General features: G+C 31.3%; 11 protein-coding genes. 5 read left to right on the top strand and 6 right to left on the bottom strand.

Annotated elements, in window-relative coordinates:
- Nucleotides 1-3 precede the first annotated feature (3 nt).
- On the bottom strand, nucleotides 4-669 hold the full coding sequence (locus tag HYN86_RS15275; protein ID WP_113678817.1) for a spermidine synthase: 666 nt from the start codon (nucleotides 667-669) through the stop codon (nucleotides 4-6).
- Between the two features lie 65 nt (nucleotides 670-734).
- Between HYN86_RS15275 and HYN86_RS15270 the strand changes: the two genes are divergently transcribed.
- Entirely contained in the window at nucleotides 735-1,286 is a 552-nt protein-coding gene (locus HYN86_RS15270) for a 1-acyl-sn-glycerol-3-phosphate acyltransferase (RefSeq protein WP_113678816.1), read from the top strand.
- 86 nt (nucleotides 1,287-1,372) lie between these two features.
- Here HYN86_RS15270 and HYN86_RS15265 read toward each other — a convergent pair whose 3' ends face one another.
- The gene (locus HYN86_RS15265) at nucleotides 1,373-1,819 is read right to left on the bottom strand and encodes a helix-turn-helix domain-containing protein (RefSeq protein ID WP_113678815.1); all 447 of its coding nucleotides are present in this window, start codon (nucleotides 1,817-1,819) and stop codon (nucleotides 1,373-1,375) included.
- Between the two features lie 312 nt (nucleotides 1,820-2,131).
- On the opposite strand from HYN86_RS15265, the gene HYN86_RS15260 reads away from it, so the two are divergent.
- The 4 genes from HYN86_RS15260 to HYN86_RS15245 all read left to right on the top strand — a co-directional run bounded on the left by HYN86_RS15260 (nucleotide 2,132) and on the right by HYN86_RS15245 (nucleotide 7,066).
- Entirely contained in the window at nucleotides 2,132-3,286 is a 1,155-nt protein-coding gene (locus tag HYN86_RS15260; protein ID WP_113678814.1) for a M14 family metallopeptidase, read from the top strand.
- A gap of 77 nt (nucleotides 3,287-3,363) precedes the next feature.
- Nucleotides 3,364-3,843 (top strand): Lrp/AsnC family transcriptional regulator, encoded by a 480-nt coding sequence (locus HYN86_RS15255; RefSeq protein ID WP_007805990.1) that lies wholly within the window; start codon nucleotides 3,364-3,366, stop codon nucleotides 3,841-3,843.
- 92 nt (nucleotides 3,844-3,935) lie between these two features.
- The gene (locus HYN86_RS15250; protein ID WP_113678813.1) at nucleotides 3,936-6,521 is read left to right on the top strand and encodes a phosphoenolpyruvate carboxylase; all 2,586 of its coding nucleotides are present in this window, start codon (nucleotides 3,936-3,938) and stop codon (nucleotides 6,519-6,521) included.
- 29 nt (nucleotides 6,522-6,550) lie between these two features.
- Nucleotides 6,551-7,066 (top strand): DinB family protein, encoded by a 516-nt coding sequence (locus tag HYN86_RS15245; RefSeq protein WP_113678812.1) that lies wholly within the window; start codon nucleotides 6,551-6,553, stop codon nucleotides 7,064-7,066.
- 86 nt (nucleotides 7,067-7,152) lie between these two features.
- On the opposite strand, the gene recQ is transcribed toward HYN86_RS15245, so the two are convergent.
- The 4 genes from recQ to HYN86_RS15225 form a co-directional block, all read right to left on the bottom strand.
- A complete protein-coding gene (gene recQ / locus HYN86_RS15240) occupies nucleotides 7,153-9,459 on the bottom strand; it encodes a DNA helicase RecQ (RefSeq protein WP_113678811.1) in 2,307 nt (768 codons plus the stop codon).
- Nucleotides 9,460-9,600: 141 nt separating this feature from the next.
- Nucleotides 9,601-10,011, bottom strand: a complete 411-nt coding sequence (locus HYN86_RS15235) for a DNA primase (RefSeq protein ID WP_113678810.1) — start codon at nucleotides 10,009-10,011, stop codon at nucleotides 9,601-9,603.
- 8 nt (nucleotides 10,012-10,019) lie between these two features.
- Entirely contained in the window at nucleotides 10,020-10,988 is a 969-nt protein-coding gene (locus tag HYN86_RS15230; protein ID WP_057117936.1) for a deoxyhypusine synthase family protein, read from the bottom strand.
- Between the two features lie 99 nt (nucleotides 10,989-11,087).
- The gene (locus tag HYN86_RS15225) at nucleotides 11,088-12,491 is read right to left on the bottom strand and encodes a type III PLP-dependent enzyme domain-containing protein (protein ID WP_113678809.1); all 1,404 of its coding nucleotides are present in this window, start codon (nucleotides 12,489-12,491) and stop codon (nucleotides 11,088-11,090) included.
- Between the last annotated feature and the right edge of the window lie 221 nt (nucleotides 12,492-12,712).

Here is a 12,712-nt window from a genome sequence, read left to right as displayed (position 1 = left end):
AAATTAAGCAACTTTTTTTATAATTATTAATTCATTGTGTACTTCTATGCGGGGCAGCATTTTAGTCATAAACAATTTTGGATTTACTTCTGAGATATATTTTCTGTTTCGAACATTGTGCGCTTCATCAAGAATCATAGTATTAAACAAAACATAACCGTCATCATTTAAAAGAGTACAAATTCTGTCAACAAAAAACTTCTCAAACAAAAAGTTGGGCATGTGAGTATCTTCAAAAATGTCTATAATTATAAGATCATATTTGTCTTTTGTTTTTAAAACAAATTCAAAAGCATCATCAATTACCAGTTCCAATTGTTTGATTTGATTCAGGTTAAAATATTCATTCGCAACTTGAATCATATCTGGATCTATTTCAACTCCAGTTATTCGGTCTTTATATTCAATTTCGTCTACCAAAGTTTTTACGACACTTCCGCCCGCAACTCCAAGCAGTAAAATGTGATCCATTTTTAGAATCGTATCGTAGCCAATATTTCTAAGTCCGTATCGTAATATGCGCTGCAGACTTCCATACGAATAATTGGTGTTTTCAGAATCCAGTACTAATTCGCCATTTGCCCAAGTAACTTCAATAATTTTACTTCTGGCAGATTTCTTTTTAAAGATTTTTATAGGAATTATATAACTGAAAATTTTTCGAATCATTTTTAAATGCTTTTACTCAAATTTAGTATTAAATCTTTTATTTTGCACTAAATAATAAGTCATTAATGAAAAAACTATTGTACAAATTCATATTTTTTAAGCTAATGGGCTGGAAAATAGTGGGAATGGAAAATGCTGAAGTGAAAAAATGTGTACTAATGGTAATGCCTCACACTAGCAATCATGATTTTTATATAGGAATTTTTACCAGAGGCATATCTGGACTGCAGATGAATTGGGTAGGAAAGAAGGAATTATTTAAATTTCCGTTTGGATATTATTTTAGAAATGTTGGAGGAGAACCTTTAGACCGCACAGGCGGATTAAATAAAGTTGATTCAATTGCTGCAATTTTTGAAAGAAAAGAAATCTTTCGTTTGGCAGTTGCACCAGAAGGAACACGAAAAGGAGTAAACGAAATTAAAACTGGTTTTTATTATATCGCGCTTAAAGCGAATGTGCCAATTGTACCTGTAGCTTTTGATTGGGGTAAAAAAGAAGTGAGTTTTGGCAAGCCGTTTTTTCCGACAGGGAATTACGAAGCTGATTTTGAAATTTTGAAAAAACACTATAAAGGTGTTTTGGGAAAAATTCCTGAAAATGGCGTTCAATTTTAAAATTTTAAATAATTTCCCCAAACGCGTGAGAATCGCGTAAATGAAAATTATTTGTGCCAATGTTCAAATATGCGCTAATTTTTAAATTAAGCCGAATAGGTTTTAAAAGTTCCGTTTTTATAAAAAAATACGATTTTTTCAATTTCGTTATCTTCCAAATTAAAATTTGAAGTTTTAGATTCTGCAATAACTTTTGTTTTAGCTTTTTCATTTTCGTCAAATTTTATTTCTGAAAATAAATCTTGCGCCAAATTTTCATTTAAAATAGGAGAGGGGACTTTGGTTTCAGAAATTACTACTTCATCATTTTTAGGAAAACTTCCCCTCCCGATCAATATCCAATATAAATTAACATCTGGAAAAACTTCTAAAATTTTCATTACAAAATCCAGACTTGGTTTATTTCTGCCAGATAAAAGATGCGACATACTGGAACGCTGCACACCAATTTTATCTGCAAATGCAGAGGCATTCAAGCCATAATAATCTAATACAATCTCAAGCCTTTTTACGAAATCATCTATGTTTACCATTGTAAATTATTATTTTAAAATTGCTTATTTACAAATGTAAACAAAAAGAATAACTATAACAATTTTACAGCTATAAATCTTATATTTAGTTGTAAATGTATTAAAATAAAACTTCATATAATTAGAATTAAATTATTAATTAATAAGTAGTTACAATTTTAAATTTAGAATTGTAGCATGTAGCAGCGCTTTATCTAAAAGAGCTGGTTAAATAGTTCAAAAATCTGTTTACATTTATAAATTTTAGCCTATTTAAATAGTTTACAATTGTAAAAATAAAGATGTTTACTTTTGTAAACTAATCAAAACACAATGAATTTAGAAGCACTTTTTACTCAATACAAAGAACAATCTATATCTGGAAGATATTTGACTTTAGATCATATTAAACCACTTTTAGATAAATTAAATACAAACAATCAGGTACAAATTATTGGCCAATCTGTTTTAGGTGAATTTATATATAGTTACCAAATTGGTACTGGACCTACTCGTGTTTATTTATGGTCGCAAATGCACGGAAACGAAAGCACTACAACAAAAGCATTATTTGATTTCATTAATCTACTGAACGACGAAACAGATTTTGCAAAAAGAATGCTTGAAACTTTTACTTTTTATTGTATTCCTATTTTGAATCCAGACGGTGCAAGATTATATACAAGAGCAAACGCTAATGAAATTGACCTTAATCGTGATTCTCAAAACCTAACACAGCCGGAAAGTAATGTTTTGAGAAAGTTTTTTGAGAGCTTTAAACCTCATTATTGCTTTAACCTTCATGACCAGCGAACTATTTTTGGGGCAGGAACTACAGGAAAACCAGCTACGGTTTCTTTTTTGGCACCATCATATAATGAAGAAAGAGAAGTTAATGAGAATAGACTTAAAGCAATAAACATTATTGCAGGAATCAATAAAGAACTTCAAAAATATATACCGGGACAAGTCGGCCGCTTCGATGATTCGTTTAATATTAATTGTATTGGAGACACTTTTCAGTTTTTAGGGGTTCCAACTATTTTATTTGAAGCAGGGCATTATCCGGGCGATTATGAAAGAGAAATTACACGTAAATACATATTTTTCTCGTTAATTTTGAGCTTCAAGTTGATTTCCGAAAACGATTTAGTAGATAATCGATTTGGTGAATATTTGAATATTTCACAAAATAATGTGGTTTTTTATGATTTTATGTATAAAAATGTCAAAATAAATTATGATGGTATCGAAATTATTACGAATTTTGTCGCACAATACAAAGAAGAATTAATCGAAAATAAGATTCATTTTAACGCTTACATAGTTGAAGTAGGTGAATTGGAAAATTATTATGGACATTATGAATATGATGCAAAAGGGCAGGAATATTCGGATGATTTCACAAATTTTCCAAAAACGGGTCAGGAAGCAAATTTTTATTTAAATAAAAATGTTAAATTTGTTAACGGATTAATAAAAAGTTAATTTTTATGTGAATTTGTTGTTTTTTATATATAATTTTATACTTTGTAATAGCAATTAGTAATATTAATTAAACAATTATGAGTAAATTTCGTTTAGATGAAGTAGATCACCAGATTTTAGATATGTTAATAGACAATACGAGAGTTCCGTTTACTGACATTGCAAAAAAATTATTGATATCTGCTGGAACAGTACATGTTAGAGTAAAAAAGATGGAAGACGCAGGTATAATAATGGGGTCTTCTTTAGCCTTAGATTACGATAAATTAGGGTATTCATTTATTGCTTATGTTGGTGTATTTCTGAATAATACGTCTCAAACAAAATTTGTATTAGAGCGAATTAATCAAATTCCATTCGTTACCGTAGCTTCTGTAACAACTGGAAAATTTAATATTTTTTGCAAAATTAGAGCAAAAGATACTAAGCACGCAAAAGAAGTTATCTTTATGATTGACGATATTGAAGGTGTTTACAGAACAGAAACAATGATTTCATTAGAAGAAAGTATAAACGATAAGAAGCGTTTGATGCATACTATTTTCAAAAATATGTAAGAACTTTTCTTGAATGCTATATTAAAATATAACCTCAAGTTTATTCTTGGGGTTTTTTTATGACTAATTAACCAACCAACTATAACACGATTATGTATACGTTGCCAAAAATTGAACGTTTTAATCAAGACGTTCTCTCAAAATACCACATCTATAATAGTGTTTTTATAACATTACCATTTGATTCTATAGATAATACAGGGGTTTTACTTCCTTTATTTACAGAGACTTGCGAAACGGGATTTAAAAAACAAGAAACACCAAAAGAAATCTTTGACTTTTTCTCTAGTAAATTTCTGAACAATGCTTCAGAGACTGAGAAAATCGATTTAATGTTTCGATTTATTCAATATATCGAACGCCAAATTGTATTATTTGATGCTATTGAAGACGCTGCTTTTCCAGAAGTTAATAATATGGAAGGACGCGGGTCTTTGCGTGATATCAAAGAAAAATCAGATGCAAAAGAAAAGGATGATGAATTAATTGAGTTTCTCGAAAGCTTTAATGTTCGAACTGTTTTAACGGCGCATCCAACGCAATTTTATCCAGGGCCGGTTCTAGGAATTATAAATGATTTGACTGAAGCTATTCGTCAAAACGACTTGTTGCAAATTAAACAATTGTTGGCGCAATTAGGTAAAACTCCTTTTATCCAGAATGAAAAACCAAATCCGTATGACGAAGCAGTAAGTTTGATCTGGTATTTAGAAAATGTGTTTTATGCTACAGCTGGTGAAATTGTGCACTATCTTCAAAAAAACATTAAAGAAGGAGAGCCAATTCACAATCAATTAATCAAACTTGGTTTCTGGCCGGGAGGTGATCGTGACGGAAATCCTTTTGTCACAACAGAAATCACACTTAAGGTTGCAGATCGTTTACGTACATCAATTCTAAAGTGCTATTACGTTGAAATGAGAAATCTAAAACGCAAGTTAACTTTCTCAGGAGTAGATACTTTGGTAGCTGAACTTGAAGATAAACTTTACCGTTCTGTGTTCTATTCTAAAGGCGATATCTTTATTACTTTAGACGAATTATTGACGCAGTTAAATACAATCAGAACTATAATTATTGAAAATCATCAATCTTTATATTTAGATGAGTTAGAAGCATTTTTGGTTAAAATCAATTTATTTGGTTTCCATTTTGCAACTTTAGACATTCGTCAGAATAGTAAAATTCATAACGTAGTATTCAAAGATGTTGTGAATTACTATTTGAATTCGGGTTCTGCTATTTTTCCTAAGGATTATTTTGAATTAACAGAAGCGCAAAAAATTGATGTTTTATCTAAAATCAAAGGAGATTTAAATCCTGCTGATTTTGAAGATGAAATTACAAGATCTACTTTAGAATCTGTTCAAGCCATTAAAACTATTCAAGCAAAAAATGGTGAAGAAGGAGCAAATCGCTACATTATTAGTAACAACGAAAGCGCATTAAACGTAATGGAAACTTTCGCAATGATTCGTTTGAATAATTGGGAAAATCCAACGGTGGATATTATTCCGCTTTTTGAGTCTGTTGATGATTTACAGAACGCGCATTCTATAATGGAGCAGTTATATACGAATCCTGAATACTCTAAACATTTAAAATCTAGAGGAAATAAACAAACTATTATGCTTGGTTTCTCTGACGGAACTAAAGATGGTGGTTATTTAATGGCTAACTGGAGTATTTACCAAGCTAAAATTTCGCTGACTGAAATTTCTAGAAAATACGGTATTAAAGTTATTTTCTTTGATGGACGCGGCGGACCTCCAGCGCGTGGCGGTGGAAAAACGCATAAATTCTACGCTTCTTTAGGACCAAAAATTGAAAATAACGAAATTCAAATTACAGTTCAAGGTCAAACAATTAGCTCTAATTTCGGAACTCTTGATTCTTGCCGTTATAATATTGAGAACTTATTAAGTGCCGGTGTTACAAATCAGGTTTTTAGTAAAGGAAAAAACGAACTTACTGCAGATGAAACTGAAATTTTGACGCAGTTAGCTAATTTAGGTTATCATAAATATTTAAGTTTTAAGAATCATCCAAAATTTATTCCATATTTGGAAAAAATGAGTACGTTGAAATATTATTCTAAAACTAATATTGGAAGTCGTCCATCTAAAAGAAGCAAATCAGAATCTTTAGATTTTGCTGATTTAAGAGCAATTCCGTTCGTGGGATCTTGGAGTCAATTGAAACAAAACGTTCCTGGATTTTTTGGAGTAGGTTCAGCTTTAAAACATTTTGAAGAGAGCGGACAGTGGGATAAAGTAAGTGATTTGTATCACAATTCATTGTTTTTCAAAACTTTACTTGAAAATAGTATGATGTCATTGGCAAAGTCATTTTTACCATTAACAGCCTATATGAGAAAAGATCCTGAGTTTGGTGAATTCTGGCAGATTATTTACGATGAATTCTCGGAAACGAAAAGACTTTTATTGAAAATTGCTGATCATAAAACTTTAATGGAAAATTATCCTGACGGTATTGCTTCAATTCAAATAAGAGAGCGTATTGTACTGCCATTATTGACAATTCAACAATATGCTTTACTTAGAATCAATGAGTTAAACAAAGAAGATTCACCAAATGAAGAGTTAATTAAAGTTTACGAAAAAGTGGTAACAAGATCTCTTTTTGGAAACACTAATGCCAGTAGAAACTCAGCTTAAAACTGAGTTTCTTATATAATTTTAAAAAAATGAAAGTAAGCGATATATTAGAAAATGAGTATTCAGGACATTTTGGTACTTATATCAAACAAGCCGGCGATGGAATATTGATAGAAGAGTTAGAAATTTCTCTACACGAATTTATCAGATTTGTTCAAAATATTCCGATGGATAAATTTGATTATCGTTACGCTCCAGGCAAATGGACGATAAAAGATATTATTCAGCATGTTATGGATACTGAGCGCATTTTTGCTTATCGCGCTTTGCGATTTTCAAGAAATGATAAAACGCCTCTGCCTAGTTTTGAAGAGGATGATTATGCAAATAATACCAATTCGAATAGTAGAAGCATTCAAGATTTATTAACAGAATTTTCTGCTCTAAGACATTCAACTTTATTGTTTTACAAAAGTTTATCTGAAGAACAACTTAAAAGAATTGGTACGGCTTCTGGAAATCAAATTTCAGTTCGTGCATTAGGTTTTGTAATGATAGGACATCAAAAACATCATCAAAAAGTTTTTGAAGAAAGGTATTTGTAAACCCTTAAATAATTTTTAAAAAGCAAACCCGACAAGTTTTTAAAACCTGTCGGGTTTATTATTTTGAATTTTAGAGATTTTAAGAATTATTTTAATTCTAATTTTTTTAATCTCGAAGTAATTGCACCAGTATTTCTTCCTAGCAACTCTGCTATTTCACTAACTTTTTTTCCTTCATTAAAAAATTTTGTAAGTTTTAAGTCTTCTTCAGAATCCCATTTTTTATAAGCTTCAGTATGAGTTAAGCGTATTTCATCAACGGAATATGATTTATCTCTAATCTGATTATTTTGTTTTCTTTCTAAAAAAGCCAATCCAAAACGAATTTTATCATAAGACATTTTTTCTTCAAAATATTCGTAATAAGGTCTTAATGTGTCAGGTTTTTCTAATTCAATCTGAGCTTTTTCAATTTTTAAGATTTCGTCTTCTGAAACGAATTGACTCAAATCTATGTCATTCCCATCAACATACAGTTTAGCTAAATGAGAAATTATAGTAGTTTCTCCTAAATTTCGTTGCCCTGCAACTTCTTCGACAGAAAGTCCATTTTGAAATAATTCTAATGTTTTAGCATAAGTGCTTTCTTTTTTATCTTTTTTGACAACAGATTTATTCTTATAAAATTCAATTATAGTCTTAATAAATTCTGAACCATATTTTTCAAGTTTAGCTTTACCGACACCTTCAACAGCAAGAAAGTCTTCGTCGGTCATGGGTCTTAAAATTTCCATCTGCCTTAAAGAAGCATCACTAAAAATGACATATGCTGGAACTTCTTCTTCCTGCGCAATTTCGTAGCGTAATTTTCGAAGTGTTTCAAAAAGAGAATTTTTAGCTGTCTTAACCTTTGTCTCTTTAATTTCAGATTTATCGATAACTTTTTTAACAACAGTCGTCAATTTTACTTTTTCGCCTTCAAACAAAACTTTCTTTGCAAAAGGGGTGAGGAGTATTTTATTGTGTTGATGAAAAGCAATTTCGCAATATCCCAAATTAATAAGCTGTATTAAATACTGATTCCAGTCGTACCAAGAAATGTCATCGCCAATTCCGTACGTTTTAAGCGTTTGATAATTTTTTTCGTAGATATACGCGTTTCTCGAGCCGCGCAAAAAATCTACAATTACGGCTAAAGGCTCAGATTCCTTCAAACGGGTAATTGCTGATAGAGCTTTTTGTGCTAAAACGGTTCCATCAAAGAAAGTTGGCGGGTTTTTACAGATATCGCAATTGCCGCAATTTTCAGTTACTAATTCTCCAAAATAGGAAAGCAGTATTTTTCGTCGGCAGCTTACAGCATCAGCATATTGTTTCATACGATCTAATTTAGCCAGCTGAATATCAGCGTTTAGTCCGTCTGAAGCAAATTTTTGAAGCTGAATTACATCTGCATAACTTTCAAATAAGATAGTTTCAGCCGGAAGACCATCACGGCCCGCACGTCCAATTTCCTGATAATAACCTTCAATGTTTTTTGGGAGATTGTAATGAATTACCCAGCGAACATTCGATTTATCAATTCCCATCCCGAATGCAATAGTCGCACACACTACCTGACAATCGTCGTTTATAAACTGATCTTGCGTTTTGGCTCTAGTTTCATTATCCAAACCAGCATGATATGCTTTTGCTGTAATACCGCTTTTCTTTAATTTTTCTGCTAATTCTTCGGTGGTCTTACGGCTTAAGCAATAAATAATTCCAGATTCATTGGGCTTGTTTTCAATGAAATCAATAATCTGTTTAACACGATCTAACGCGGGACGAACTTCTAAACTCAAATTTTTACGATCAAAAGAAGCTATAAAAGTTTTTGGTTTTATTAAATTTAACTGCTTTGTAATATCTGTACGAGTTGCTTTATCTGCCGTAGCAGTCAGTGCTAAAACTGGAGTAGAAGGGAAGCGGCTTTTTAAATATCCTAAATTTGTGTAAGCTGGTCTAAAATCATGACCCCAGGACGAAATACAATGTGCTTCATCTATGGCTATCAAACTAATAGTTAACTCATTGAAAGCGACCTCTAAATAAGAAAGACTTTCTGGAGCTATGTAAACTAACTTAAATGTATTAGATTTTAAATTGTCTATAAAATATTGCTGCTCTTGTGCAGATTGAGAACTATTTATATAACAGGCTGAAATTCCGTTTGTTTTCAAACTATCAACCTGATCTTTCATTAATGCAATTAGAGGAGAAATTACAATTGTAATTCCAGGTAAAATTAAAGCTGGAAGCTGAAAACATATTGATTTACCGCCTCCAGTGGGCATAATAGCCAAAGCATCTTGTCCAGATAAAATGGTATTTATAATAGTTTCTTGATTGGGCCTGAATTTTTCAAAACCAAAATTCTCTTTTAATGCGGTATGTAATATTTCTGAAGTCATAGGGCGTATAATCTTTTAAATAAAAGATTAAAAATAAAAATAATCTTACAAAAATCAAAAATATAAATTTTGTCTAATCGTGTGTACTTATAAAAAAAGGAACTCAAATAGAGTTCCTCTTATTTATTTTAAAGAAATGAATTAATCTTCATCTTCTTCTTCATCTTCGTCATAATCAGTATCTGCTTTGTCGTCATCATCCTCATCGTCGTCGTCCCCGCCGTCTACATCAGGTTTGTCTTGATTATCATCTTCATCATCATCGTCAATATCATCATCAAGGTCCATTCCTTTAACTGGAACGATTGTATCTACATCAACATCAATATCATCATCTTCATCGTAGTTTTCAATTCTATCAGCAAGTTTAGTACTAATTTTTACTAAATAAATGGTGTCTTCTGTACGAACTTCAACAGCTTCAACCAATTCGTTTTTAGCATTTCTAAAACGGATTACATCCGAATCATCATAACCATCAGGAAATTTCTCAACCAAAAGGTTTAAAATTTCATTGGTAAGTTTAGCGTAGTCTACTATAACTCTTTTCATAAATTATTTTATAAATCTAATAAATATGCGAAAATTAACGGAGCAACAATTGTAGCATCCGATTCAATAATAAATTTAGGGGTTTTGATATCTAATTTACCCCAAGTGATTTTTTCATTTGGAACCGCTCCAGAATAAGAACCATAACTAGTTGTTGAATCTGAAATTTGGCAGAAATAGCTCCAGAATGGAACATCATGCATTTCCATATCTTGATAAAGCATTGGCACCACACAAATAGGGAAGTCACCAGCAATACCACCACCAATTTGGAAGAATCCGATACCGTTAGAGCTGTTTTTAGAATACCAATCTGCTAAGAAAGTCATGTATTCAATTCCAGATTTCATCGTAGATGCTTTCAAATCTCCTTTAATTACGTATGACGCAAAGATGTTACCCATTGTACTATCTTCCCATCCTGGTACGATAATAGGTAAATTTTTCTCTGCTGCCGCATACATCCAGCTATCTTTTAAATCAATTTCATAATATTCTTCTAAAACGCCAGATAACAACATTTTATACATGAATTCGTGCGGAAAATAACGTTCTCCTTTATCATCTGCATCCTTCCAAATTTTATAAATATGTTTTTGTAAACGACGGAAAGCTTCATGCTCAGGAATACAAGTGTCTGTAACACGATTTAATCCTCTTTCTAGCAAAGCCCATTCGTCTTCTGGTGTAAGATCACGGTAATTTGGTACTCTTTCATAATGAGAATGAGCAACTAAATTCATGATATCTTCTTCAAGATTTGCACCTGTACATGAAATAATATGTACTTTGTCTTGTCTGATTACTTCTGCAAAAATTTTACCAATTTCTGCTGTACTCATTGCGCCAGCCATACTCACAAGCATTTTTGCACCATCTGCTAACTGCTGTTCGTATGCTTTTGCAGCATCTACTAATGAAGCAGAATTAAAATGCAAATAATGTTTTTCAATAAACTGACTGATTGGTCCTTTCATTTTTTTTTGTTTTTTTTTGAATTAAAAAGTTTAACCTTTTTGGATGTTAATGCAAATTAAGAATTTTCTAAATATTTCTCTTACTTAATCTGACGTTTTTTATAACTTTTTTTTGTAGCCTAAGATCTTCAATACATCGTCTGAAGTCTGTTGTTCTGAAAAAACTTCTGTTGCCAGAATACCGTTTTCATCACGATCTATTAAAATATGTTTTGGCTGCGGAATCAAACAGTGGTGAAGACCACCGTATCCTCCAATTGTTTCTTGATAAGCGCCAGTATTAAAGAAACCAATATATAAAGGCTTTTCTTTATTATACTTAGGAAGATAAATTGCGTTCATGTTTTGTTCAGAATTATAATAGTCGTCACTATCACAAGTCAGACCTCCTAACAGAACCCGCTCGTAAGTATCATTCCAGCGGTTTACAGCCAGCATGATAAAACGTTTGTTTATAGCCCAAGTATCTGGTAAAGTGGTAATGAAAGATGAGTCGATCATATTCCATTTTTCTCTATCATTTTGTTGTTTTTGATATAAAATCTGATAGATTGCACCACCGCTTTCGCCTACAGTGAATGATCCAAATTCCGTAAATATATTTGGAACATCAACTTCAGCTTCATCACAAGCAATTTTAATTTGATTGATAATTTCATCAATCATATATTGATAATCATATTCAAAAGCAAGCGAATTCTTGATAGGGAAACCACCTCCAATGTTTAATCCATCTAGAGTAGGGCATTCCTTTTTAAGAGCAATGTATACTTTGATACATTTTACAAGCTCATTCCAATAATATGATGTATCGTTAATTCCAGTATTAATGAAAAAATGCAGCATTTTAAGCTCTAATTTATCATTCTCCTGAATTTGTTTTTTATAAAACGAAACTATGTTTTTGTAACCAATTCCTAATCTTGAAGTATAAAACTCAAATTTAGGTTCTTCTTCAGCAGCGATACGAATTCCAATTTTGAATTTTCCTTTAATTTCTGCTTGAAGTAAATCTAATTCTTCGTAGTTATCGATAATCGGAATAGTATTTTTATGTCCGTTATTGATTAATCTCGCAATGTTAGAAATGTATTCGTCTCTCTTAAAACCATTACAAATTACATAAGTACTTTTGTTGATTTTTCCGTTTTCTAATAAATTCTCCACAATATTAACATCAAATGCTGATGATGTTTCGATGTGAATGTTATTCTTAAAAGCTTCATTCATAATGTATTCAAAATGAGAACTTTTTGTGCAATAACAGTAGTAATATTTTGCTTCGTACTTATTTTTTTCCATAGATTTTCTGAACCAGGCTTTTGCCTTATTGATATTTTCAGAAATCTGAGGCAGGTAAGTAAACTTTAATGGCGTGCCATATTGCTCAACCAATTTCATCAAATCGATATTGTGAAATAAAAGGTTGTCTTTGTTTAGTTTAAATTCCGCTTGTGGGAAGTAGTATGTTTGATTTATTAGATCAGAATATTTTGTATTCATTTATATGTCAATGTTTTAGAGAGTGTAATTTTTGTTTTTAATTTAGATAATTTTAGAACTAAATCTTAAATTCAAACTCTAATATTGGCAAATATAATAGGCAGTTTTTCGTGCTCAGCTTTTGAACATTGGAAAACATCAAAACAAAGCGGGCTTTTACTATTATAAAAACGGTTCAACATTCTAAGTAAAGAACTGTTGAGACGGTTTCTATAAGAACT

Origin of the sequence: Flavobacterium fluviale, from assembly GCF_003312915.1 — a bacterium.
Taxonomy (GTDB): Bacteria; Bacteroidota; Bacteroidia; order Flavobacteriales; family Flavobacteriaceae; genus Flavobacterium; species Flavobacterium fluviale.
The sequence above is the reverse complement of the archived record's forward strand: the minus strand, read 5'-3'. Positions and strand labels throughout refer to the sequence as shown.

Coding starts and splice junctions, on each gene's coding strand:
- HYN86_RS15275 (WP_113678817.1), bottom strand. CDS start 669: ATGATTCGAAAAATTTTCAGTTATATAATTCCTATAAAAATCTTTAAA.
- HYN86_RS15270 (WP_113678816.1), top strand. CDS start 735: ATGAAAAAACTATTGTACAAATTCATATTTTTTAAGCTAATGGGCTGG.
- HYN86_RS15265 (WP_113678815.1), bottom strand. CDS start 1,819: ATGGTAAACATAGATGATTTCGTAAAAAGGCTTGAGATTGTATTAGAT.
- HYN86_RS15260 (WP_113678814.1), top strand. CDS start 2,132: ATGAATTTAGAAGCACTTTTTACTCAATACAAAGAACAATCTATATCT.
- HYN86_RS15255 (WP_007805990.1), top strand. CDS start 3,364: ATGAGTAAATTTCGTTTAGATGAAGTAGATCACCAGATTTTAGATATG.
- HYN86_RS15250 (WP_113678813.1), top strand. CDS start 3,936: ATGTATACGTTGCCAAAAATTGAACGTTTTAATCAAGACGTTCTCTCA.
- HYN86_RS15245 (WP_113678812.1), top strand. CDS start 6,551: ATGAAAGTAAGCGATATATTAGAAAATGAGTATTCAGGACATTTTGGT.
- recQ (WP_113678811.1), bottom strand. CDS start 9,459: ATGACTTCAGAAATATTACATACCGCATTAAAAGAGAATTTTGGTTTT.
- HYN86_RS15235 (WP_113678810.1), bottom strand. CDS start 10,011: ATGAAAAGAGTTATAGTAGACTACGCTAAACTTACCAATGAAATTTTA.
- HYN86_RS15230 (WP_057117936.1), bottom strand. CDS start 10,988: ATGAAAGGACCAATCAGTCAGTTTATTGAAAAACATTATTTGCATTTT.
- HYN86_RS15225 (WP_113678809.1), bottom strand. CDS start 12,491: ATGAATACAAAATATTCTGATCTAATAAATCAAACATACTACTTCCCA.